General features: G+C 71.5%; 23 protein-coding genes. 14 read left to right on the forward strand and 9 right to left on the reverse strand.

Annotated elements, in window-relative coordinates; all coding sequences use genetic code 11:
• Positions 1–3: 3 nt before the first annotated feature.
• Positions 4–1,539, forward strand: a complete 1,536-nt coding sequence (locus tag ACIBEJ_RS22890) for an aldehyde dehydrogenase family protein (protein WP_397184803.1) — start codon at positions 4–6, stop codon at positions 1,537–1,539.
• 55 nt (positions 1,540–1,594) lie between these two features.
• Here the strand turns inward: ACIBEJ_RS22890 and ACIBEJ_RS22895 are convergent, their stop codons facing one another.
• Positions 1,595–1,984 carry a DUF6703 family protein gene (locus ACIBEJ_RS22895; RefSeq protein ID WP_397184804.1) on the reverse strand — a complete coding sequence of 130 codons (390 nt, stop codon included), beginning with the start codon at positions 1,982–1,984 and terminating at the stop codon, positions 1,595–1,597.
• Positions 1,985–2,239: 255 nt separating this feature from the next.
• On the opposite strand from ACIBEJ_RS22895, the gene ACIBEJ_RS22900 reads away from it, so the two are divergent.
• The 3 genes from ACIBEJ_RS22900 (at position 2,240) to ACIBEJ_RS22910 (ending at position 5,241) form a co-directional block, all read left to right on the forward strand.
• Positions 2,240–3,466: a BtrH N-terminal domain-containing protein gene (locus ACIBEJ_RS22900; protein WP_397184805.1), complete on the forward strand. Its 1,227-nt coding sequence runs from the start codon at positions 2,240–2,242 to the stop codon at positions 3,464–3,466.
• 12 nt (positions 3,467–3,478) lie between these two features.
• A complete protein-coding gene (locus ACIBEJ_RS22905) occupies positions 3,479–3,769 on the forward strand; it encodes an antibiotic biosynthesis monooxygenase family protein (RefSeq protein ID WP_397184806.1) in 291 nt (96 codons plus the stop codon).
• A gap of 86 nt (positions 3,770–3,855) precedes the next feature.
• Complete coding sequence (locus ACIBEJ_RS22910) at positions 3,856–5,241, forward strand: glycine--tRNA ligase (RefSeq protein ID WP_397184807.1); 1,386 nt, start codon at positions 3,856–3,858, stop codon at positions 5,239–5,241.
• A 171-nt stretch (positions 5,242–5,412) separates the two neighbouring features.
• On the opposite strand, the gene ACIBEJ_RS22915 is transcribed toward ACIBEJ_RS22910, so the two are convergent.
• From ACIBEJ_RS22915 to ACIBEJ_RS22935, 5 genes are all read right to left on the reverse strand, one after another.
• Positions 5,413–5,838, reverse strand: a complete 426-nt coding sequence (locus ACIBEJ_RS22915; RefSeq protein WP_397184808.1) for a hypothetical protein — start codon at positions 5,836–5,838, stop codon at positions 5,413–5,415.
• Entirely contained in the window at positions 5,831–6,088 is a 258-nt protein-coding gene (locus ACIBEJ_RS22920; protein WP_397184809.1) for an Ada metal-binding domain-containing protein, read from the reverse strand. Before ACIBEJ_RS22920 ends, ACIBEJ_RS22915 begins: the two co-directional genes overlap by 8 nt.
• Positions 6,089–6,313: 225 nt before the next feature.
• Positions 6,314–7,051 carry a 2OG-Fe(II) oxygenase gene (locus tag ACIBEJ_RS22925; protein WP_397184810.1) on the reverse strand — a complete coding sequence of 246 codons (738 nt, stop codon included), beginning with the start codon at positions 7,049–7,051 and terminating at the stop codon, positions 6,314–6,316.
• Between the two features lie 9 nt (positions 7,052–7,060).
• Positions 7,061–7,537: a methylated-DNA--[protein]-cysteine S-methyltransferase gene (locus ACIBEJ_RS22930; RefSeq protein ID WP_397184811.1), complete on the reverse strand. Its 477-nt coding sequence runs from the start codon at positions 7,535–7,537 to the stop codon at positions 7,061–7,063.
• Between the two features lie 206 nt (positions 7,538–7,743).
• The gene (locus ACIBEJ_RS22935; RefSeq protein WP_397184812.1) at positions 7,744–8,712 is read right to left on the reverse strand and encodes a dienelactone hydrolase family protein; all 969 of its coding nucleotides are present in this window, start codon (positions 8,710–8,712) and stop codon (positions 7,744–7,746) included.
• Positions 8,713–9,197: 485 nt separating this feature from the next.
• Here ACIBEJ_RS22935 and ACIBEJ_RS22940 point away from each other — a divergent pair, with 485 nt between their 5' ends.
• Genes ACIBEJ_RS22940 through ACIBEJ_RS22970 form a run of 7 tightly spaced genes read left to right on the forward strand, consistent with a single transcriptional unit; the run spans position 9,198 to position 15,092 of the window.
• Positions 9,198–9,395 carry a hypothetical protein gene (locus tag ACIBEJ_RS22940; RefSeq protein WP_397184813.1) on the forward strand — a complete coding sequence of 66 codons (198 nt, stop codon included), beginning with the start codon at positions 9,198–9,200 and terminating at the stop codon, positions 9,393–9,395.
• Positions 9,392–10,534, forward strand: coding sequence for an AAA family ATPase (locus ACIBEJ_RS22945; RefSeq protein ID WP_397184814.1), 1,143 nt, complete (start codon positions 9,392–9,394; stop codon positions 10,532–10,534). Before ACIBEJ_RS22940 ends, ACIBEJ_RS22945 begins: the two co-directional genes overlap by 4 nt.
• Positions 10,531–11,475 (forward strand): DUF58 domain-containing protein, encoded by a 945-nt coding sequence (locus ACIBEJ_RS22950; protein ID WP_397184815.1) that lies wholly within the window; start codon positions 10,531–10,533, stop codon positions 11,473–11,475. The genes ACIBEJ_RS22945 and ACIBEJ_RS22950 overlap by 4 nt, the downstream gene beginning before the upstream one ends.
• The gene (locus tag ACIBEJ_RS22955; protein WP_397184816.1) at positions 11,472–12,413 is read left to right on the forward strand and encodes a VWA domain-containing protein; all 942 of its coding nucleotides are present in this window, start codon (positions 11,472–11,474) and stop codon (positions 12,411–12,413) included. Before ACIBEJ_RS22950 ends, ACIBEJ_RS22955 begins: the two co-directional genes overlap by 4 nt.
• Positions 12,410–13,258: a S1C family serine protease gene (locus tag ACIBEJ_RS22960; protein WP_397184817.1), complete on the forward strand. Its 849-nt coding sequence runs from the start codon at positions 12,410–12,412 to the stop codon at positions 13,256–13,258. The genes ACIBEJ_RS22955 and ACIBEJ_RS22960 overlap by 4 nt, the downstream gene beginning before the upstream one ends.
• Before the next feature lie 5 nt (positions 13,259–13,263).
• Entirely contained in the window at positions 13,264–13,926 is a 663-nt protein-coding gene (locus tag ACIBEJ_RS22965) for a response regulator transcription factor (protein ID WP_397184818.1), read from the forward strand.
• Positions 13,923–15,092: a sensor histidine kinase gene (locus tag ACIBEJ_RS22970; protein WP_397184819.1), complete on the forward strand. Its 1,170-nt coding sequence runs from the start codon at positions 13,923–13,925 to the stop codon at positions 15,090–15,092. Before ACIBEJ_RS22965 ends, ACIBEJ_RS22970 begins: the two co-directional genes overlap by 4 nt.
• 46 nt (positions 15,093–15,138) lie before the next feature.
• Here the strand turns inward: ACIBEJ_RS22970 and ACIBEJ_RS22975 are convergent, their stop codons facing one another.
• Both ACIBEJ_RS22975 and ACIBEJ_RS22980 read right to left on the reverse strand, forming a co-directional pair.
• Entirely contained in the window at positions 15,139–15,585 is a 447-nt protein-coding gene (locus tag ACIBEJ_RS22975; RefSeq protein WP_397184820.1) for a septum formation family protein, read from the reverse strand.
• Between the two features lie 13 nt (positions 15,586–15,598).
• Entirely contained in the window at positions 15,599–16,924 is a 1,326-nt protein-coding gene (locus ACIBEJ_RS22980; RefSeq protein WP_397184821.1) for a cytochrome bc complex cytochrome b subunit, read from the reverse strand.
• Between the two features lie 229 nt (positions 16,925–17,153).
• Between ACIBEJ_RS22980 and ppdK the strand changes: the two genes are divergently transcribed.
• From ppdK to ACIBEJ_RS22995, 3 genes are all read left to right on the forward strand, one after another.
• The gene (gene ppdK / locus ACIBEJ_RS22985; protein ID WP_397184822.1) at positions 17,154–19,790 is read left to right on the forward strand and encodes a pyruvate, phosphate dikinase; all 2,637 of its coding nucleotides are present in this window, start codon (positions 17,154–17,156) and stop codon (positions 19,788–19,790) included.
• Positions 19,791–19,910: 120 nt separating this feature from the next.
• On the forward strand, positions 19,911–21,131 hold the full coding sequence (locus tag ACIBEJ_RS22990; protein ID WP_397184823.1) for a deoxyguanosinetriphosphate triphosphohydrolase: 1,221 nt from the start codon (positions 19,911–19,913) through the stop codon (positions 21,129–21,131).
• Between the two features lie 24 nt (positions 21,132–21,155).
• Positions 21,156–22,319, forward strand: coding sequence for an NAD(P)/FAD-dependent oxidoreductase (locus ACIBEJ_RS22995; RefSeq protein WP_397184824.1), 1,164 nt, complete (start codon positions 21,156–21,158; stop codon positions 22,317–22,319).
• On the opposite strand, the gene ACIBEJ_RS23000 is transcribed toward ACIBEJ_RS22995, so the two are convergent.
• Positions 22,279–23,139: a M23 family metallopeptidase gene (locus tag ACIBEJ_RS23000; RefSeq protein ID WP_397185281.1), complete on the reverse strand. Its 861-nt coding sequence runs from the start codon at positions 23,137–23,139 to the stop codon at positions 22,279–22,281. The genes ACIBEJ_RS22995 and ACIBEJ_RS23000 overlap by 41 nt on opposite strands.
• Positions 23,140–23,287 lie beyond the last annotated feature (148 nt).

A 23,287-nucleotide genomic window follows, 5' to 3' on the forward strand; every position in this document is an offset into this window, starting at 1 on the left:
CAGATGCGGATCAAACCGGGCACAGCCTGGCAGGACACTTACGACAGATGCTGTACGGCGGCGCCTGAGGCGTTCCACGACGACAGGGTGCTCAACCACTGGGGTGGCTTCTGGCACCGCGACGGCCGCCCCGACAGCGCGGTCTTCTCACCGATCGACGGCACCGCCATCGCCGTGCCGCCCAGGCTGGACCGGGCGGGCGCGGGCCGCGCGGTGGCCGGCGCCGAGGCCGAGCACCGGCAGTGGCGGCACGTGCCCGCCGCCGAGCGCAAGGCCCGCGTCACGGCGGCCGTCGAGGCGATGGCCGAGCACCGCGACCTGCTCGCGCTGCTGCTGGTGTGGGAGATCGGCAAGCCGTGGAAGACGGCCTGCGCCGACGTGGACCGCTGCCTCGACGGCGTGCGCTGGTACGTCGGGGAGATCGACCGCATGACCGCCGGGCGCGTCCCGCTGCCCGGACCGGTCAGCAACATCGCGAGCTGGAACTACCCGATGAGCGTGCTCATGCACGCCATGCTGGTCCAGGCGCTGGCCGGGAACGCGGTGATCGCCAAGACGCCCACCGACGGCGGGCTGGCCTGTCTCACGCTGGCCTGCGCGCTGGCCGTACGGGAGGGGCTGCCGTTCACGCTGGTCAGCGGGGGCGGGGCGGCGCTGTCGCCGGTGCTGGTGGGCGGGCGTTCGCTGGGATGCGTGTCGTTCGTGGGCGGCAGGGACGCCGGCGCGCAGGTGGCGACCTCGCTGGCCGACGTCGAGCGGCGGCACGTGCTGGAGCAGGAGGGCCTCAACTGCTGGGGCGTGTGGGAGTACTCGGGGTGGGAGCTGCTCACGCGGCAGATCCGCGCGTCCTTCGACTACGCCAAGCAGCGGTGCACCGCCTACCCGCGCTTCGTCGTGCAGCGCGACCTCTTCCCCGACTTCCTGGCCGCCTACCTGGACGCGGTGGGATCGTTGCGGTTCGGGCACCCGCTGGCGGTGGAGTCGCCGGAGGACCCGCTGCCGCAGCTCGACTTCGGGCCGCTCATCAACGCGGCGAAGGCGGCCGAGCTGTCCGGCCAGGTGGACCAGGCGATCGCGCGGGGCGGGGTCCCGCTCTACCGCGCGCGGCTGTCGGACGGGCACTTCCTTCCCAACCAGGATGTCTCCGCCTACTTCGCGCCGACGGCGATCCTGAACCCGCCCCGTTCCTCACCCCTGTACCACGCGGAGCCGTTCGGGCCCGTGGACACCATGGTGCTCGTGGACACCGAGGCCGAGCTGCTGGCCGCCATGAACGCCAGCAACGGCGCCCTCGTCGCCACCCTGTCCTGCGACGACGAGGAGACCTTCGCCCGGCTCTCGCCCGAGGTGCGCGCGTTCAAGGTCGGCCACAACAAGCCGCGCTCGCGCGGGGACAGGGACGAGCTGTTCGGCGGGCTCGGCGCGTCCTGGCGCGGCGCCTTCGTCGGCGGCGACCTCCTGGTACGCGCCGTCACCACCGGCCCGGAAGGCGAGCGCCTGCCCGGCAACTTCCCCACCTACACCCTGCTGGCCAGCTAACCCGCTCACCGGCCGGGGGCGAGTCCCGCCCCCGGCCCCGTTCGTCACACGAGGGTCAGAAGGCGCCGAAGCGGCTGGCCACCACCAGCAGCAGGAACGTCACCATGGCCACCCGCAGCAGCTTGCCGCCGGCGCCGAGCGACGGCCACGACAGGTACGCCAGCAGCCCCACGAAGGCGACCACCGGCAGCACCGCCACCCCGCCCAGCCAGTTCTGCACGGCGAAGCCCGCCAGCAGCAGCACGACCATGACCACGGGCGTGATCCAGCGCGGAACCTGCGTGAACAGATACGCCATCGGCACGGCGCTGCGCTGCTCCACCGCCTTGCGCAGGCCGGTCGCGCCGGGCGTGAAGAACCGCTCACCGGCCGGCAACGGACGCTTCGGCTTGGCCGCCGCCCTGGGTTGTGCCAGCGGGTGCCTGCGGTCGTTTTCTGGGGCCACGCCCCGAGCCTAACCCCACCCGTCCCTCCAGGTCGCGTGACAGGAGCGCACGGGCTCCCTAGGATGTACGGCACGGCGACTCCCAGCGCCGCACCTCCTTCCAGCGGGCATCCACGCTGCCCGCGGCGCACCACGGAGGCAAAGGGGACGCAGGCGCCTCGGGGGACGAACCTTCGGCATGGCCCAGCATCGCGGCGGCCGGGGTCGGCGGGCGTGGACCGGACCCCAGCGCGACCGCGGACACGGACACCGGTTATGACCGACAAGAAGCAGCTCAAGGCCCGCATCAGGGCGCGCATGGCGAAGACCGGCGAGAGCTACACCACCGCCAGACGGCACACCCTCGGCGTTCAGCGGCCGCGCGACGACCACGGCTGGGAGTTCAGGGGCGGGCACCACCCCGACACGGCGGTCGTCTCGCGGCTCACCGGGGTGCCCGAGCCGCTGGTGCTCCTGGCCGGAGGCGGGATCGGGGCCGGGTACATCCTGTGGGAGTTCAAGCGGCACGACAGCGCCGCCCTGGTCATGGCCTTCCGCAACCAGTGGCAGTACTACGACCGCTGGATGACCAAGACGCTTGATCGGCTCGGCGTGCCGTACACGAACCACTCGACGGGCGGCGCCAAGGGCGCGGCTCGGCGGCTGGCCGAGGAGCTTGACGCGGGACGGCCGTGCGTGGTGCTGCCCGACCGCTACCACATCGGGTACTGGCGGCTGCCGAAGGAGCTCGACGGGTACGGCGGGCACCCCGTCATCGCCTACCGCAGGTCGGGCGGCTTCGTGCACGTCGACGACCGGGGCAGTGGGCCGATCCTGGTGCCGGAGGAGCGGATGGAGGCGGCCAGGGGGCGGGTCACCTCGTACAAGAACAGCCTTTATGTGCTGGGAGGGCCCGCGACGGGCGATCTCGCGCAGGCCGTGGGCGAGGGGCTCAAGGACTGCGTGGAGCACCTGTCGTCGTCGTCCGACTCGTTCTCGCTGCCCGCCTGGCGCAAGTGGGGGCGGCTGCTCACCGACGAGCGCAACGCCAAGGGGTGGCCGAAGGTGTTCGCCGACGGCACGCGGCTGGCGGGGGCGCTGCTGTCGATCTGGGAGGGCGTCGAGCCCGTGGGCATCGACGGGGGCAACCTGCGCGACCTGTTCGCCGACGGGCTGGACGCGGCGGCCGGGCTGCTGGGGCGGGAGGAGCTGGGGGAGTCGGCGGTGGAGTTCCGGCGGATTCACGGGATGTGGCATGAGCTGGCCGAGGCGGCCCTGCCGTACGCGGAGTTCGGGCGGATCAGGGAGCTGACGGTGGCGGTCCGCGAGGCCGTGCTGTCGGACGGCGAGGCGCGCGAGGAGGACGCGGAGGAGCTGTGGCGACTGCGGGCGGAAGCCGATCGCACGCCGAGAAAGGTGGATTTCTCCGCAATCGCCGAGCACGTGACCGCGATCCATGCCGCGGAGTCCGCCGCGATCGCCCGGCTGCGGGAGATCGTCTGACATTCTAAGAAGGTGCTCGCCGTCATTCGCTACACCGTTCCGGAAGCTCAGTCCCAAGAGTTCCTCAAGCAAGGCCAGAACATCGTCGACACCCTGCGCGCCCAGCCCGGATTCCTCCGCGGCCGGCTGGCCCGCTCCGTCGACGAGCCGAACCTCTGGGCGCTGGTGAGCGAATGGGAGGGCGCGGGCTACTACCGCCGCGCCCTCTCGGCCGCGAGGATGGCGATGTATCCGCTGATGATCCTCATGGTCAACGAGCCGAGCGCCTTCGAGGACATCTACGTATCCGGACAAGAGGAATAGTCGCGCGCGAGGGCGCCCCGACGTCCCCTAAGCTGGGACCTCATCCTTTTCCTCGCCGACCTCCAGCCGGAAAGAGACCCATCCTCATGGCACGCCGTACAGACGTCATGGACACCATCGTCAGCCTCGCCAAGCGCCGCGGGCTCGTCTACCCGTCGAGCGAGATCTACGGGGGCCTCCGTGCGTCATGGGACTACGGTCCGCTGGGCGTGGAGCTGAAGAACAACGTCAAGCGGCAGTGGTGGCAGTCGATGGTGCAGGCCCGCGACGACGTGGTGGGCCTCGACTCCTGCGTCATCCTGGCCCGCGAGGTGTGGCAGGCCTCCGGCCACGTGGAGACCTTCACCGACCCGCTGACCGAGTGCCAGTCCTGCCACAAGCGCTTCCGGGCCGACCACCTCGTCGAGGCGTACGAGGAGAAGAACGGCAAGGCCCCCGAGAACGGCCTGGCCGACATCACCTGCCCCAACTGCGGCAACAAGGGTGCCTTCACCGAGCCGCGGCAGTTCAGCGGCCTGCTGAAGACCTACCTGGGCCCGATCGAGGACGAGTCCGGCCTGGCGTACCTGCGCCCCGAGACCGCGCAGGGCATCTTCATCAACTACCTCAACGTGCAGCAGTCGGCGCGCAAGAAGATCCCGTTCGGCATCGGCCAGATCGGCAAGTCGTTCCGCAACGAGATCACGCCGGGCAACTTCATCTTCCGCACCCGCGAGTTCGAGCAGATGGAGATGGAGTTCTTCGTCAAGCCGGGCACCGACGAGGAGTGGCACCAGTACTGGATCGACGAGCGCTACCGCTGGTACTCCGACCTGGGCATCAACAAGGACAACCTGCGCCTGTACGAGCACCCCAAGGACAAGCTGTCCCACTATTCCAAGCGCACCGTCGACATCGAGTACCGCTTCAACTTCACCGGCTCGGAGTGGGGTGAGCTGGAGGGCATCGCCAACCGCACCGACTTCGACCTCACCGCCCACGGCAAGGCCTCCGGCGTCGACCTGTCCTTCTTCGAGCAGGACACCGGCGAGCGTTACGTACCCTTCGTCATCGAGCCCGCGGCCGGTGTCGACCGGGCCACGCTGACGTTCCTGCTCGACGCCTACACCGAGGACGAGGCGCCCAACGCCAAGGGCGTCATGGAGAAGCGCACGGTCATGCGCCTCGACCACCGCCTCGCGCCGGTGAAGGCCGCGGTGCTGCCGCTCTCGCGCAACGCCGACCTGTCACCGAAGGCCCGCGACCTCGCCGCCCAGCTCCGCCGCCGCTGGAACGTCGAGTTCGACGACGCCGGGGCGATCGGCCGCCGCTACCGCCGCCAGGACGAGATCGGCACGCCGTTCTGCATCACGGTCGACTTCGACACCCTGGAGGACCAGGCGGTGACGATCCGCGAGCGCGACTCGATGGCGCAGCAGCGCATCGCACTCGACCAGGTCGACTCCTACCTCCGCCAGCACCTCAACGACTGAGGCCCCCATACATGCGAGGGCGTCCGGCTTCCCGCCGGACGCCCTCCCGCGCTTTCTCCGGCTACCCGCGCTCGCTCAGCCCCTCCCGCGCCTTCGGTTCTTCCGCGCGTGTGGTCCCTCACCGCGCCTTTTCCGGTACGGCCGCGCTTTCCGGTACGACGGGCCGCGACGTCACCCTCGCGGAACCCGGGGATGGTCACGGCTCGCGGGTTCGGGGTGGTTGTGGCTCTTGGGTTTGGGGTGGTTGGGGGTGGCGGGGGCGATCAGGGTGCGGGCGGGGTCCCAGGTGGTGTGCTGAAGGAGGCGGGAACGCATGCCCGCCCACCCCGCCGCCCCCGCGATCACCACCCAGGCGTCCGGCGCACCCGAGGCGAACCGGCGGGCCTGTCGCAGCCACGAGGCGGCCTCCTCCGGCCAGCTCACCACCTCCCGTACCACCCCGCCCCCGGCCTCCCACTCCGCGACGAACCGTTCGGCCGCCGCCACCGACCCCGGGTCGCGGCCGTGCCCCACCGAGACGGTCACCACCCCGGGCACCTGCCACTTCAGCAGGCCCGCGAGCTCCGCCACCGTCCGGGCCTGACCTGGCTCAACCACTGTTCCTCCATTCCCGGTACTTCTCGGGCAGGCAGACCGCGCACGGCCGGTAACCCGCCGACACGGCGGCCGGTTCGTCGGCGAAGAAGACGCGGTGACGGACGTACCCTCCGGCCGCGATGGCCCGCAGCGCGGACGGGCAGTCCAGCCGCCCGTAGACACGCTGCCGCCGGTGGCCGCCAAGCGCCCCGGGCGACGGGCTGAGGTACGCACGTCCATCGGCCCCGGTCAACACATAAACGCCGGTCACGAGCCGCCTCCCCCGGCCAGCACATGCGGGCCGGTCACGAGCCGCCTGCCCCGGCCGGCACAGCCGGGCCGGACATGCGGCCGCCGGCCCCCGGTCGGCGCATACCGGCAGTCGTGGTCCGTCCGGCCGGCACATGCGCGCCGGTCATGCGGCCGCCGGCCCCTGGTCGGCGCATACCGGCAGTCGTGCCGTGTCTGGTCCGTCGGGCCGGCACATGCGGGCCGGTCATGTGGCGTCGTGGAAGACGAGGCCCAGGGTGTGGCGGAGGCCGGAGCGGATCGTGCTCACGCCGTGGCGTACCGGGGAGGCCGACCAGCCGCGCGACGATCGGACCGGGTGGTCGCGGGTGGTGAACACCAGGCCGTGGCCTTGGGGCAGCATCGTCACCGTGCCGCGAGACTGGGCGCGGGGGCGCTGCTCGACCAGCAGGAACTCGCCGCCGGTGTAGTCGGCGCCCGGCACGTCCAGACCGATGACCACCTGGAGCGGGAACACCAGGTCGCCGTAGAGGTCCCGGTGCAGGGCGTTCCAGTCGCCTTCGCCGTACTTGAGGAGGATTGGTGTGGGTTTGACCTGCCCGGCGGCGTGGCAGCGCTCCAGCCACTCGCCGAACTCCTCCGGCCAAGGCGCCGCCCAGCCCAGCCTGGCCGCCCAGTCGCGGGCGATGGGCAGCAGCCGGGGGTAGAGCGTCTCCCGCAGCGCCGCCACCACCTCGGGGAAGGGCTCACGGAAGTACCGGTACTGCCCGGAACCGAAGCGGTGGCGGGCCATGTCGACGGTGGAGCGGAAGCGGGCCACGTCGTCGTACAGATCGGCGATCTCCCGGCATTCCGCCGCCGTCAGCAGCGGCCCGGTGAGGCCGCAGCCGTGGGCGTCGACCTCGCGGGCCAGCGCGGGCCAGTCGGTCGCCGCGACCCGGTCCCGGATCGCGGCGTCGTGGGTTCTGTCCTGGATGTCGGTCATGATGGTCCTTCAGATGAGCGCCGGCTGGAGGGCACCCTCGTGGGTGAGCAGGAACCGCTTGCGCTCGATCCCGGCCGCGTAGCCGGTCAGCGCGCCGCCCGCGCCGATGACGCGGTGGCACGGCCGTACGATCAGCAGGGGGTTGGCCCCCACCGCGGCGCCGACCGCCCGGATGCGGTCGCGCGGCGCGCCGATGCGCGCGGCGATCTCGCCGTAGGTGGTCGTCTTCCCGTACGGCACCGCCGCGACCTCGGCCCAGACCCGCTGCTGGAACGCGGTCCCGGACGGGCCCAGGTCGAGGTCGAAGGCGGTGCGCTCACCGGCGAAGTACTCGGCGAACTGCCGCACGGCCTCGGCGAACGGCGCGTCGGCCCTGATGGCCCCCTCCGGCACCGGCACGCCCACCTTGACTGAGGTCAGCGTCTCGCCGATGCCGGTGAGGACGATCTCGCCGATCGGGCTGTCGATGGTGGTGTAGATGCTCATGTTGAGTAGAACACCGCCGAGACCCGAAATGAGGCGCGGTTTTCGGACTTCGTGCTGGTCACCCGGCCGCGGGAGGCGGCGGCTACTCGACCGGGCCGGGTGACGTCTCTTCAGCCCAGGTGGCTCAACCCAGATGGGGCCTTTGCCCAGGTGGTGGCTCAGCCCAGGTGGGGCTTTGCCCGGATGGGGCTTTGCCCTGATGGGGCTCAGCTCAGGTGGCGGTCGAACCAGGCGATCAGCCGGTCCCATGCCTGTGCCGCGGCCGTGGGGTTGTAGCGCTGGCCGGTGTCGTTGAAGAACGCGTGCCCGGCTCCGGCGAACGTGGCGATCTCGTGGGTCAGCCCCGCCTTCTCCAGCGCCGCCCGCGCGGCGTCGCGGGTGGCGTTGACCCGGTCGTCCTGCTCGGCGTAGACGCCCAGGACGGCGGCCTTGGTGCCGGTCAGGTCGGCGCCCGCGGGCAGGGGGCCGTAGAAGGGGGCCGCGGCGGCCAGGCGCGGTTCGGACGAGGACAGCAGCAGCCACGTCATGCCGCCGCCGAAGCAGAAGCCGACCATGCCGAGCTTGGCGCCCTTCGCGCGGTTCTGGAGTTCGCCCAGGGCGGCCTTCATGTCGGCGACGAACTGTTCCGGCGGGATCTCGCCCAGCTTGGCGGTGGCCTGCGCGGTGTCGGTGAACGCGGCGGTGCCGCCGTCGCGGGAGAGCAGGTCGAGGGCGAGCGCGGAGTAGCCGGCGGCGGCCAGGCGACCGGCGACCGATCGGGTGTGGTCGTTGAGCCCGCGGTTCTCGTGGATGACCAGGACCGCGCCCTTGGGGTCGCGTGCCGCTGCCCAGGCGCCCTGGAGTTCCGTGCCCTGCGGGCCGGGGAAGGTGATGGCCTCGGTGGGCAACGGGGAGGGGCCGGCGGGCGGGCCTGACGCGGCTGTTCCGGACGGGCTGGCGCCGGTCCCGGACGGGCTGGCGCCGGTGGCGGACGGGTTCGCGCCGGTCCCGGGTGTGCCGGTGGTGGGCGAGGCAGCGGGCGGGTCGGCGCCGCAGGCGGCCAGGAGCGCGCCCGCCGCGGGCAGGGTGAGCCCGAGCAGGCCCAGCCGCCTCAGAGCCTCGCGGCGCGGGATGAGTCCCTCGGCGTGGTCGAGGGCCACCTCTTCCGCGAGATACCGCTTGAAGGGTGACATCATGCCCGGACCGTACGCCGGGCCACCGAAAGCTCGGATAAAGCCCACGCAGCGCAACCCCCAAACCTCCGGCAAGGCCCGCGCGGGTCAAGCCACACAACCTCCGGCAAGGACCACGCGAGGCAAACCCCCTAACCTCGGCAGAGGCCGCGCGGAGCAAACCGCAGACCCCGAAGTTCCACGGAGGCATGCCTCCTGCCGGGCACAGGGCGCACACGGGTCAAGCCACAAACCCCAAGGCTCACGCAGGCGTGCCTCAAACCTCGCGCACGGCGCGCGAAGCCTCGTACAAAGCGCGCGAAACTCCGCGCAGGGCGCACGCGGTGCAAGTCGCCTAGCCCTGGTAAGGATTGGGTGTTGCGGGGATTTAGGGCCTGTCGGGCGAAAAATCGTGTAAAGGCGTGCGTTACGGCAGTTTTCGCGGGTGGTTGGTGACATGGGCGATGACATCGGGAGTCCCCCCGACGCCCATCCTGCGGAAGGACAGCATGAAGCCTCGCATATCCCGCCCGGCCGCCAAGTCAGGCGCCCCCCGGGTACGGCTGCCGCGCCTGGCGGCGCTGGTGCTGGCCGGTGGAGCGGTCCTGGCCACCGCCGGCGCCGCCCACGCCGGCCAGGCAGAATCCCCTGAGCCCCTGGAGCTCAGGCTCGTCCTCGACGACTGCCCGGCCAAGGTCCAGCCGTGACCCAGCACGACGCCCGCGAGGACACCGCGCTCCTGGAAAGCGCCCTCTTCGCCGTCAAGCGGGTGATCGTCGGCCAGGACCACATGGTCGAGCGCCTCATGGTGGCGGTGCTGGCGCGCGGTCACTGCCTGCTGGAAGGCGTGCCGGGCATCGCCAAGACGCTCGCGGCCGAGACGATGGCCACGGTGGTGGGCGGTACGTTCGCCAGGATCCAGTTCACCCCCGACCTGGTCCCGTCCGACATCGTCGGCACCCGGATCTACCGTCCCTCCACCGAGAGCTTCGACATCGAGCTCGGCCCGGTCATGGCCAACCTGCTGCTGGCCGACGAGATCAACCGCGCACCGGCCAAGGTGCAGTCGGCCCTGCTGGAGATCATGGCGGAACGCCAGGTGAGCATCGGCGGCGTCACGCACCCGGTGCCCGCCCCGTTCCTGGTGCTGGCCACCCAGAACCCCATCGAGTCGGAAGGCGTCTACCACCTGCCCGAGGCGCAGCGGGACCGCTTCCTCATGAAGATCGACGTGGGCTATCCCAGCGAGTCGGAGGAGCTGGCGATCGTCTACCGGATGAGCGTGGACCCGCCGCGGGCCCGACCGATCCTGGACCCGGCCCGGGTGATCGCGCTGCAGGGGCGCGCCGACCGGGTGTTCGTCCACCACGCGGTCGCCGAGTACGCCGTCCGCCTCGTCTACGCCACCCGGGAGCCGGAGCGCTACGCCGTAACGGACGTGGGGCGGATGCTGGCTTTCGGCGCCAGCCCGCGCGCCACGCTCGGCCTGCTGGCGGCCGCCCGCGCGCTGGCGCTGCTGCGCGGCAGGGAGTACGTCCTGCCGGACGACGTCAGGGACGTGGCGCACGACGTGATGGCGCACCGGCTGGTGCTGTCGTTCGACGCGCTGGCCGAGGGCGTCACGCCCCGCGAGCTGGTCGGCCGCGTCCTGGCGGCCGTGCCGGCACCGGTGATCGCGCCGCAGCCAGCGTCGCCGCAGTCAGCGCAGCAGCCAGCGCAGCAGCCAGCGGCGCAGTCAGCGCAGCAGCCAGCGTCGCAGTCAGGGCCGCACCCCGCGCCCTACCCCGCGCCGCAGCAGGCGCCACACCAGACAGCGGCGATGGGAAGGGGGGAGTCGGCGGCATGAACCTGCACGGTTACGAACGGGCCGAGCCCGCGCTGCGCCGCCTGGAGCTGACGATCACCCGGCGGCTCGACGGGCTGCTGCAGGGCGACCATCTCGGGTTGCTGCCCGGTCCCGGCACCGAGCTCGCGGAGGCGCGGCCGTACCAGGTGGGCGACGACGTGCGGCGGATCGACTGGAACGTGACCGCGCGCAGCAACGAGCCGCACGTGCGGGACGTGGTCGCCGACCGCGAGCTGGAGCTCTGGGTGCTGCTGGACGCCAGCGCCAGCATGGACTTCGGCACCGTCGCCATGGAGAAGCGCGACCTGGCCCTGGCCGCGACGGCCGCGCTCGGCTTCCTCACCCAGCGCACCGGCAACCGGATCGGCGCGCACCTCCTGCACGGTTCCGGCCTGCGGGCGCTGCCGGCCAGGACCGGCCGTCCGCACCTGATGGCGCTGCTGCAGGAGATCTTCACGATGCCGCGCTCCCGGCCGGGCACGAAGGGGGCCGCCCTGGGCGCGGCGGCCGGGCGACTCGGACGCACGGTGGTGCGCCGCGGGCTGGTCGTGGTGGTCTCCGACTTCCTCGATCCGCCGCAGACCTGGGAGGGGGAGTTGCGGCGGCTGGCCGTACGCCATCAGGTGCTCGCGGTCGAGGTGCTGGACCCGCGCGAGCTCGCGCTGCCCGACGTGGGGCTGCTCACGCTGATGGACCCGGAGACGGGCCGGCGCCGCGAGTACGCGACCGCCAGCGCCCGGCTGCGCCGCCGCTACGCCGAGGCCGCGGCGGAGCAGCGCGACGGGATCGAGGCGGCGCTGCGCCGGGCCCGCGCCACGCACCTGCGGCTGCGCACCGACGGCGACTGGGTGCGCGACCTGGTGGAGCACGTGCTGCGCCAGCGGCGGCTGGCGCGGCTGGGCGCGCGCGGCACGTGGCAGGGAGGGGGCGGCGCCGCATGACGCTGATCTCTCCGGTCTGGCTGTGGCTGCTCGTGCCGGTCGCGCTGCTCGCGCTCGCCTACGTCCTGATGTCGGTACGGCGCAGCGCCTACGCCGTCCGCTTCACCAACCTGGACCTGCTGGACAAGGTGGCGCCGAAGCGGCCCCGATGGCGGCGGCACGTTCCCGCGGGCGCGCTGCTGGCCATGTTCGCCCTGCTCGTGCTCGGGTTCGCCCGTCCGACGGCGGAGGTGCAGGTGCCCAGGGAACGGGCGACGATCATGGTGGCGTTCGACGTGTCGGCCTCGATGGGCGCCACGGACGTGGCCCCGGACCGGTTCACGGCGGCGCGGGCGGCGGCGACGCAGTTCGTGCGCGGGCTGCCGGAGCGCTTCAACCTCGGGCTGGTGACGTTCTCCTCGGAGGCGTCGGTGGCGGTGCCGCCGACCACCGACCGGCAGGCCGTCTTCAGCGCCCTGGACCGCCTGACCACTGCGTCGGGCACCGCGATCGGTGACGCCGTGTACTCCTCGCTGGAGGCCATCGCCGGCCTCGACCGCGAGGCGGAGACGCCGCCCGCGCACATCGTCCTGCTGTCGGACGGCTCCAACACCACCGGCCGCAGCGTGCGCGAGGCCGCCGCGCAGGCCGCCTCGCGCGGTGTCCCGGTCACGACCATCGCGTACGGCACGCCGGGCGGCACCGTCGAACTCCAGGGCAGCCGGGTGCCGGTGCCCGTGGACGGCCCGGCGCTGCGCGAGCTGGCCGAGTCCGCGGGCGGCGGCTTCTACGAGGCGGCCAGCGGCGACGAGTTGCAGGCCGTCTACCAGGACATCGGCACCTCGGTCGGCTACCGGACGGAACGGCAGGAGATCTGGATGTGGTTCGTGGCCGCGGGCCTGGCGGCGGCGCTGGTCGCGGCCGTGGGGTCCATGATCTGGTTCTCGAGGCTGCCATGACGGGGACGCGCAGGGGGCTGGGGACGCCGCGTGGGCCCGACTTCGTCGCGCCGCCGCCGGGCCACTCCGTGCTCGGTGAGCCTGCCGGGGAGGTGGCGGCAGCCGTACCGGCTGGGCGGGCTCCTCGCAGAGGAGCGCTGCTGCTCAGCGCGGTGCTCGTCGCGAGCCTGACGGGCGCGGTGGCGGGGTTCGCGGGCGCGGGGCTGGCGAGCGGCCCCGCACCGGTCACGCTGCCCCGCGCGGCGCCCGCCGCGCCCAACACGGCCGGACTGTCCGGTACGGCGGCGCGGCTGCTGCCCAGCGTGGTCTCGATCGACGTCGGCAGGGGCGGCGGTTCCGGCTTCATCGTGGACGGCGACGGCCACGTCATCACCAACGCCCACGTCGTCGGCGAGGCGAGCACGGTGGGCGTGGTGCTGAACGACGGTCGCAGGTTCTCCGCCAGAGTCCTGGGTGCTGATCAGGATGAGGATCTGGCGGTGCTGGAGGTGGCGGGCGTCACTGGGCTCGCGCCCGCCACCTTGGGCCGTTCGGCCGACCTGGCGGTCGGTGACCAGGTGCTGGCGATCGGTTCGCCGCTGGGCCTGTCGGGCACGGTGACTGCGGGCATCGTCAGCGCCCTCGACCGCCAGGTACGGCTGGGCGGCACCTCCCGCAGCGCGGTGCAGACCGACGCCTCCATCAACCCGGGCAACTCCGGCGGCCCGCTGGTCAACGCCCGCGGCGAGGTCGTGGGCGTGAACACGGCGATCGCGGCGAGCAGGGGTGGTGGCAACATCGGCATCGGCTTCGCGATCCCGATCGACCGCGCGGCCCCCATAGCCGAACAAATCATCAGAGACTAGGACACATGCGCCTGTTGGTCGTCGAAGACGAAGAGGACCTGGTCGACGCGCTGCGTGTCGGCCTGGCCCGTGCCGGATACGCGGTGGACGTGGCTCTGGACGCGCCCGCCGCGCACGAGAAGCTCCAGGTCAACACCTATGACCTGGTGCTGCTCGACCTGAACCTGCCCGGCGGCGACGGCTTCCAGGTGTGCAGGGAGATCCGCGCGGCGGGCAGCGGCGTGCGGGTCATCATGGTGACCGCCCGCGACCGGCTCGACGACCGGGTGCGCGGGCTCGACGAAGGCGCCGACGACTACCTGGTCAAGCCCTTCGCCTTCCCCGAACTGCTGGCCAGGGTACGCGCGCTCCTGCGCAGGGACACCGGCGGCACCTCCGTCCTGGAAGTCGGACAGCTGCGGATCGACACCGCCAGGATGGAGGTGTCGCTGGGCGGCCGCGCGCTGGCGCTCACCCCCAAGGAGTACGGCGTGCTCCACTACCTGATGACCAGGCCGGGGCACGTGGTCTCCTCGGAGGAACTCCTGGAGCACGTGTGGGACGAGCACGCCGACCCCTTCACCAACACCGTCCGGGTCACGGTCGGCAACCTGCGCCGCAAGCTCCAGGAGGACGGGCTCATCGAGACCGTCATCAGCAGGGGCTACCGGCTGAAGGAGCCGGCATGATCCACACGATCAGGTTCCGCCTCACGGTGCTGTACTCGGGACTGCTGTTCGTGCTGGCCGCGCTGGTACTCGGCGGCATCTACTGGGGCGTGTCCACGACCACCGACCAGCGGCCGTACACCACGGAGCTCGCCAAGACCTACCGGGGCGGCGAGTACCAGGGCAAGCAGGAGGTCGTGATCGTCGGGGAGGTCGAGAACGCGGTCAACGTCAAGACGCTGGCCACGCTGCGCGACTACTCGCTGCTGACGCTGGGCGCGCTGTTCCTGGCCAGCCTCGGCATCGGGTGGGTGCTGTCCGGCCGCGTCCTGCGCCCGGTGCGGGCCATCACCCGCACGACCGAGGAGATCCAGGCCACCGACCTGACCCGGCGCATCCGGCTGAAGGGCCCGCGCGACGAGCTGCGCGACCTGGCCGACACCGTCGACACCATGCTGGACCGGCTGGAGTCCGCCTTCAGCGCGCAGCGCCGGCTCATCGACGACGCCTCGCACGAGCTGCGCAGCCCGCTGACGATCATCCGGGCCAACGTGGACGCCGTCCTCGCCAGTTCCGAGGCCAGCGAGGAGGAGCGCACCAGGGCGGTGGCCGTCGTGGACCGCGCGACCACCCGCATGACCCGCCTGGTCGAGGACCTGCTGGCCAGCGCCAGACGCCAGGGCTCCGCCTTCGCCGACGCCGACCTCGACCTGGCCAAGGTGGTGCAGGAGGCCAGCGAGGAGTACGGCGCGCTGGCCGCCGCCCGCGGCCTGACCCTGACCCGCCGGCTGGAACAGGACCTCGCGATGAGCGGCGACCACGACGCGCTGCGCCGCGCCGTGGCCAACCTCCTGTCCAACGCGGTACGGCTCTCGCCTCCGGACGGCCGCGTCCGGGTGGCGGCGGGCCGGGAGGACGGCTGGCTCTGGACCGCGGTCGCCGACGACGGCCCCGGCCTGTCGGAGGAGGACCAGCCGAGGGTCTTCGACCGGTTCTGGCGGGGCGAGAGCAGCCGCCGCGACCGGCACACGGGCCTCGGCCTGGCCATCGTGCGGCAGATCGTGGAGTCGCACGCCGGCAGGGTCGCGGTCTTCTCCCGGCTCGGCGCGGGGGCGACGTTCGTGCTGTGGTTCCCGCCGCTGGGCGGGACCAGCGCCCCGGTCCCCAGCGAAAACCCGTTCCCCTAGCGGACCCGTTCCCCTTGCGGACCCGTTCCCCTTGCGGGCCCGTTCCCTAGGCGAGCACGTGGCCGCTGAGCTTGACGCCCTCCTCCACCGACAGCGCCACGCAGTAGGCGGTCCTGTGCCTCGGCCAGGTCGCCTCCACCGGCGCGAAGGCCGTCCAGGTGACCGTGTCGCGCAGCTCCTTCTTGATCCTGACCTTCTCCTCGCAGCCCTTCGTGGACGCCTCGATCACCTTGTCGTCGCCGGGCCAAGGCTCGTCGGGCAGCACCCAGACCCCGGCGAACTCGTAGACGTGTGGCTTCTCGCACGTCACCAGCGTCGCGAAGCCGTCGGCGGCGAGGTCGTCGAAGCAGTCGCCGGGACGCAGGTCGGTGGCGTGGTAGGTCTGCGCGGTGGGCGACGCGGCCGCAGAGGGCGCCGCGTCGCCGGAGGAGGCGGAGCAGCCGGAACAGGCGGTGGCCGCCAGCAGCGCGGCGGCGGCTAACAGGGATCGCACGCCAGGCAGCGTGTCATTCGGAGATCACATCGCGATATCGCCTTCCGCACACCCACAGCGTGATCGCGTAGGCCACGCCGGGCAGCACGAAGACGGCGACGCGCAAGCCGTTCAGGAGCATGGGGTAGAGGTCGGCGGGGACGGCCAGCAGCGGCGGGCCCGCGGTGAGGTCGGTGGTGAACCACGTCGCCGACCAGATGACCGTGAAGAAGACCACGACCGCGACGCCCAGCGCGGTCCGCACCGGCGCGGCGGCGGGGCGCTGCACGACCTGGTGGTAGGCGCGGTCGCCGGTGAAGCGGCGCTCGATGAACGGCCAGAACAGCAGGATCGCGAAGAAGCCGCCCAGAACGAGCATGGGGATCCAGAGCCCGGCCGCGAAGGTGAAGCCGGCGATCGTGAACTCCCACGGCGGCAGCAGGCGCAGCATGCCTTCGAGCACGCCGTAGTACCAGAACGGCTGCGCCGACGGCGGCGCGGCGCCGGGCTGGTAGGTCTGCTGCGCGGTCCAGACCGGGTTGACGACGACGAACGTGGCCAGGGCGGCGACGACCGTGAACGTGCCCAGCGAGGTGATGCCCTGCTTGAGGGAGAAGGCGGGGAAGAACGGCACCCCGGTGACCTTGCCGCTCTCGCCGCGGTGCTCGGTGTGCTTCTGCCGCCAGGTCAGCACCAGCGCGTGCAGCGGCACCAGCGCCAGCAGGAGGCCGGGCACCAGCAGCACGTGGGTGACGAAGGCGCGCGGGATCACCTGGCCGGGGAAGGCGCCGTCGAAGACGAAGGACGACAGGTAGGTGCCGACCAGCGGGATCGACAGCAGCAGTCCCTGGGCCTCGCGCAGCCCGGACATGGCGAGCTGGTTGGCCGGCAGCGTCACCCCGAGGAACGACTCGAACAACGCCAGCCCGAACAGCAGCGCGCCCAGCACCCACGTCAGCTCCCGCGGCTTCCTGAACGCCCCGGTGAAGAACACGCGGAACATGTGGGCCACGATCGCCAGTACGAAGATCGTCGCCGACCAGTGGTGCATCTGCCGGATGAGCAGCCCGCCGCGCACGTCCACGCTCAGCTCGCGCACCGACGCGAACGCCGCGCCGGCCTCCGGCTTGTAGAAGAGCGTGAGGAACGTGCCGGTCAGGACCAGCAGGACGAAGGAGTAGAGCGCGAACTCGCCCAGCAGGAACGACCAGTGGGTGGGGAAGAGTTTGCGCAGGTTGGGCGCGAGCCAGCGGCCTGTGCCGAGCCGGTCGTCCAGGTAGCGGGCGCTGCCCGTGGCGGCCCGTGACGATCCGGCGGTCAGGCGCGCGCGACGGGTCGGCTTGGTGGTGGGGGTGGCCATCGGCGCCTCCCGGTCAGGGGGTGCTCTGATTCTCCTCCTACCCCACAGCTTTCTCAAGAATTGGTGTAAACCAATTGGTATAAACCAATTTCCGGGAGACTGGAGTTTTAATTGGATTAGACCTCATGCTGGCCGTTGACCTGGGAAAACAGCGACTTAACCGACCTGTGCAGTTTCATCATCTTTTTCGCCGGTACAGTCCAGGGCAGAGGCGTTGATTGGAGCTGTGGTGGCCAAGTTCGTTTACGATTTCACCGAGGGCAACAGGGACCTCAAGGACCTGCTCGGCGGCAAGGGAGCCAACCTCGCCGAGATGACCAACCTCGGGCTGCCGGTTCCCCCCGGGTTCACGATCACCAGCGAGGCGTGCCGTCACTACCTGGCGGAAGGCTCCGTCCCCGAGGGGCTGGAGCAGGAGATCGCCGACCACCTGAGCGCGCTGGAGAGCGCGATGGGCAAGAAGCTCGGCCAGGCCGACGACCCGCTGCTCGTCAGCGTGCGCTCGGGCGCCAAGTTCTCGATGCCCGGCATGATGGAGACCGTCCTCAACATCGGGCTCAACGACGAATCCGTCCACGGCCTGGCCAAGCAGGCGGGCGGCAACGACCGCTTCGCCTGGGACTCCTACCGCAGGCTCATCCAGATGTTCGGCAAGACCGTCCAGGACATCGACGGCGACCTGTTCGAGCACGCGCTGGAGGAGCTCAAGCAGGACCGCCAGGACACCGACCTCACCGCGCGCGAACTCCAGGGCCTCGTCGAGACCTACAAGGGCATCGTGCGCGAGCAGACCGGCAAGGACTTCCCCGCCGACCCCGGCGAGCAACTGCGCCTGGCTGTGAAGGCCGTCTTCGACTCCTGGAACGCGCCCCGCGCCATCCTCTACCGCCGCCAGGAACGCATCCCCGCCGACCTCGGCACCGCCGTCAACATCGTCGCCATGGTCTTCGGCAACCTCGGCGACGACTCCGGCACCGGCGTCGCCTTCACCCGCGACCCCGGCTCGGGCCGCCAGGGCATCTACGGCGACTACCTCCAGAACGCCCAGGGCGAGGACGTCGTCGCCGGCATCCGCAACACCGTCCCGCTGCAGGACCTGGAGCGCATCGACAAGACCTCCTACGACGAGCTCCTGTCGATCATGGAGACGCTGGAGACCCACTACCGCGACCTGTGCGACATCGAGTTCACGATCGAGCGCGGCAAGCTGTGGATGCTGCAGACCCGGGTCGGCAAGCGCACGGCCGCCGCCGCCTTCCGCATCGCCGTGCAGCTCGTCGACCAGGGCCTCATCACGCTCGACGAGGCCGTGACCCGGGTGAGCGGCGACCAGCTCGCGCAGCTCATGTTCCCCCGCTTCGGCAAGGACGGCGACCGCGAGAAGATCACCAAGGGCATGAACGCCTCGCCGGGCGCCGCCGTCGGCAAGGCCGTCTTCACCTCCGAGCGCGCGGTCGAGCTGGCCGAGCAGGGTGAGGACGTCATTCTCGTGCGCAGGGAGACCAACCCCGACGACCTGTCCGGGATGATCGCCGCCCGCGGCGTCCTCACCTCGCGCGGTGGCAAGACCTCCCACGCGGCAGTGGTCGCCCGCGGCATGGGCAAGACCTGCGTGTGCGGGGCGGAGGAGCTGGAGGTCTCCGCCTCGGAGCGGCGCTTCACCGCGCCGGGCGGGATCGAGGTGCGCGAGGGCGAGGTCATCTCGATCGACGGCAGCACCGGGGAGGTGTTCCTCGGCGAGGTGCCGGTCGTGGACTCGGCCGTGGTGGAGTACTTCGAGGGCGCGGAGCCCGATGACGACCTGGTGCGGGCGGTCGACCGGATCATGTCGCACGCCGACTCGGTACGCAGGCTCGGGGTCCGGGCCAACGCCGACAACCCGGAGGACGCGGCCAGGGCGCGGCGTTTCGGGGGTCAGGGGATCGGGCTGTGCCGTACCGAGCACATGTTCCTGGGCGAGCGCCGCCAGCTCGTCGAGGACCTCGTGCTGGCACGTTCCTCCAAGGAGGGGCGGCAGAAGGCGCTGGACGCGCTGGAGCCGCTCCAAAAGTCCGACTTCATCGGGATTTTTCAGGCAATGGAGGGTCTTCCTGTCACCATTCGCCTCATCGACCCGCCCCTGCACGAGTTCCTGCCCGATCTCGTCGCCCTCTCCGTCAAGGCCGCCACGGGCGAGGCCACGGACAAGGACCGCGCGCTGCTGGCCGCCGTCAAGGGCCTGCACGAGGAGAACCCCATGCTCGGCCTGCGCGGGGTACGGCTCGGCCTGGTCATCCCCGGCCTGTTCGCCATGCAGGTGCGGGCCATCGCCGAAGCCGCCCGCGAGGTGCCCGGCGCCCGCCCGGAGATCATGATCCCGCTCGTGGCCGCCGTCCAGGAGCTGGAGGCGGTCCGCGAGGAGGCCGTCAAGATCCTTCAGGAGGCCGGCGTCGAGGCCCTGGTCGGCACCATGATCGAGACCCCGCGGGCCGCGCTCACCGCCGGGCAGGTCGCCGAGGCCGCCGAGTTCTTCTCCTTCGGGACCAACGACCTCACCCAGATGACCTGGGGCTTCTCCCGCGACGACGTCGAGGCCGCCTTCTTCTCCCGCTACCTGGAGCTCGGCATCTTCGGCGTCTCCCCGTTCGAGACCCTCGACCGCGACGGCGTCGGACGCCTGGTGCGCCTGGCCGTCGAGGAGGGCAGGGCCACCCGGCCCGGCATCAAGCTCGGCATCTGCGGCGAGCACGGCGGCGACCCCGACTCGGTCCACTTCTGCCACGAGGCGGGGCTCGACTACGTCTCCTGCTCGCCCTTCCGCATCCCGGTCGCGCGGCTGGAGGCGGGCCGGGCCGTACTGACACAGGACGACTCCGACACCCGCTGACCCCACCGGCGCCAGGCCGGACGGCCTGGCGCCCCGTCCAGACGCGTAGGGAGGTGTTCACCGGGGCAGTACTCCCAGCACAGGAGGGGTTGGGTGGACAGGGGTAGACTCACCGTTCTTATGTCCCGCTATGACCAGCATGACCAGGAGCGCTGGGTGCCGGAACCACCCGGCAACCCCGAGCGCAGCCCGTTCGGGCGGGACCGGGCCCGCGTGCTCCACAGCGCCGCCCTGCGCCGCCTCGCGGCCAAGACCCAGGTCGTCGGACCCGGCGAGACGTTCGGGGTCGGCCAGCACATCCCGCGCACCCGGCTGACGCACTCGCTGGAGTGCGCCCAGGTCGGCAGGGAGATGGGCGCCACGCTCGGCGTCGACCCCGACCTGGTGGAGACCGCCTGCCTGGCGCACGACCTCGGGCATCCGCCGTTCGGGCACAACGGCGAGGTCGCGCTCAACGCGCTCGCCCCCTCGTGCGGCGGCTTCGAGGGCAACGCCCAGAGCCTGCGCCTGCTCACCCGCCTGGAGGCGAAGGTCCTCACCGAGTCCGGCGAGAGCGCCGGGCTCAACCTGACCAGGGCCGCCCTGGACGCCTCCATCAAGTACCCCTGGACCTGCGACAAGTCCCCCAAGTTCGGCGTCTACCAGGACGATCTGCCGGTCTTCGAGTGGATCCGCGACGGTGCCCCCGAGGGCCGGGTCAGCTTCGAGGCCCAGATCATGGACTGGGCCGACGACGTGGCGTACTCCGTCCACGACCTCGAGGACGCCCTGCACGCCGGATACGTCACCCCCGAGGCCCTCCAGTCGGCCGCGGAGCGCCGCGACGTCTGCGAGGTCACCCGGCTCTGGTACGCCCGCGACGCCGACCCCGGCCGGCTCGAAGAGGTCTTCGCCAAGCTCATCGCCGACCCGCTCTGGCCCCGCGCGTTCGCCGCCACCATCGCCGACCTGGCCGGCCTCAAAGCCCTCACCAGCGGCCTCATCGGACGCTTCTGCCGCTCCGCGCAGAGCGCCACCATCGGCGCGTACGGCCCGCGCCACCGCGCCGACCTCGTCGTGCCCGACGACACCCGGCTCGAATGCGCCCTGCTCAAAGGCGTCACCGCCCACTACGTGATGACCCGCGACGACCACCACGCCAACCAGGCCAGGCAGCGCGAGCTCATCACCGAACTGGCCTCCCTGATCACGCTCGGCGCGCCCCGCACGCTCGAACCCGCCTTCCGCCCCGCCTACCTCAAGGCCGACGACGACGCCGGCCGCGTCCGTGTCGTCATCGACCAGATCGCCTCCCTCACCGACACTTCCGCCGTCGCGTGGCACCGGCGACTTTCCGGATGACGTGAGGGGGCGGATACTGCCCCCATGGCCACATTTGTGATCGTCGGTGCCGGGCTTGCTGGGGCCAAGGCGGCGCAGACGCTGCGCGAAGAGGGCTTCGACGGCGAAATCATCCTCATCGGCGCGGAAACCGAACGACCCTACGAACGCCCGCCCCTGTCCAAGGGCTATCTGCAGGGCAAGAGCGAACGAGAAAAGATCTTCGTCCACGCTGCCGACTGGTACGCGGACCACGATATCGACCTGCGGCTCGGCCTCCGGGCCACCCGGCTGGACGTGGGCAGCCGCACGGTCCGGCTGTCGGACGGGTCGCGGCAGCCGTACCACAAGCTGCTCATCGCGACCGGATCCAGTCCCAGACGCCTGCCGGGGCCCGCGCGCTACCTGCGCACCGTGCAGGACAGCGAGGCGCTCAAGGAGCGCTTCGCCCGCGGCGGGCGGGTGCTCGTCGTCGGCGCCGGCTGGATCGGCCTGGAGACCGGCGCCGCGGCCCGCGGCGCGGGCTGCGAGGTGACGATCGTCGAGCCGGAGCCCACGCCGCTGCACCGCGTGCTCGGCCCCGAACTCGGCGAGGTCTTCGCGGACGTGCACCGCCGCAACGGCGTCGACCTGCGCCTCGGCACCGCCGTCGCGGAGATCACCCAGGCCGGGGTACGGCTCAGCAGCGGCGAACGGCTCGAAGCCGACCTCGTCGTCGTCGGCATCGGCGCCGCGCCCGACACCGGCCTGGCCGTGGACGCCGGGCTCGACGTCGCCGACGGCATCCTGACCGACGCCGCCCTGCGCACCTCCGACCCCGACGTCTACGCCGCCGGCGACGTGGCCGAGGCCTTCAACCCGCTGTACGGCCGCAGGCTGCGCGTCGAGCACTGGGCCAACGCGCTCAACAGCGGCCCCGCCGCCGCCCGGTCCATGCTGGGGCAGGAGGTGGTGTACGACCGCGTGCCGTACTTCTTCAGCGACCAGTTCGAGATCGGGATGGAGTTCTCCGGCGACATCCAGGGCTACGACGAGGTCGTCTTCCGCGGCGACGTGGACGCGCTGGAGTTCATCGCCTACTGGATGCGCGACGGCCGGGTCGTCGCCGGGATGAACGTCAACGTCTGGGACGTCGTCGGCGACATCCAGGACCTCATCAGGTCAGGGGTCAAGGTCGACTCGCAGGAGTTGTCGTCGGGTCCCCGATGACGATCGGCGGCTCCTCGTCCTCCTTCGGCTTCTTCGTGTCGTTGGTCGGCTGCGGCGCCTTCTTCGACTTGCACTGCACCTGGCAGGGCGGCGTCTCGCCCAGCTTCTTGCGCAGGTCGAAGGCGGCGTCGCGGGGGGAGTAGGTCTTGTTGCCGTCGGCCCAGGCGTCCAGGAAGGCCCAGGGCTCGACCATGCCGCGGCGTACCCACCAGTAGGCGGGGCCGGTCTTCCAGGAGATGGCGAAGTACAGGTTCGAGCCGGTGTCGCGGGCGTTGCCCGATCTGCCGACCTGGCCGAGCACCTGGCCCGCCTTGACCTTGGTGCCGGGGGCCAGGCCCTCGGTGACGCTGTCGAGATGGCCGCCGAGGTAGCGGACGCCGTCGTCGCCGATGAGCGTCACGAACCTGCCCTCGCGGTCCGGGCCCTTGTCGGTCGAGGGACGCCAGCGGTTCTTGGTGTTGACCTCGTCGATCGTCCCGCCGATGGGGGCGACGAAGGCGCAGCCCTGGGCGGCCCAGATGGTCGTCTTGGGCAGGACCAGGAGTTGCCGCTGGTAGGTCGTCTTACACCCCTTGACGGGGAAGACGTACTCGTACTTGGACATCTTGGGCGGCGGCACCTTGACGGGGTCGTCGCCCGTGGGCCGCGTGAGCGGCACCTTGGGTGGGATCGTGCCGGTGACCATCGGGGTGGCGGAGGGGGTGACGGTGGCGGGCGCGCTGGCGCTGACCCCGGCCACACCGGCGCCCTGCGCACAGCCCGCGCTGACCAGCAATGCCCCCGCCACGGCGGCACTACGCCCCAAAAGCCCCGATCGCATGCTCTCCACCCGTGTCACCGTATCCAACGACAACCGTTCCCTTTGTAGCCGACCGGGAGCTCCGGCATCACCTGTTTACCCGAAAGGGCTTGCTACCTTCCCGCGTACGGCGAGGCGGGTTGGGCATGCGGCGGCGATTGTGTCGGTG

It is taken from the genome of Nonomuraea sp. NPDC050790 (assembly GCF_044456745.1).
Lineage (GTDB): Bacteria > Actinomycetota > Actinomycetes > Streptosporangiales > Streptosporangiaceae > Nonomuraea.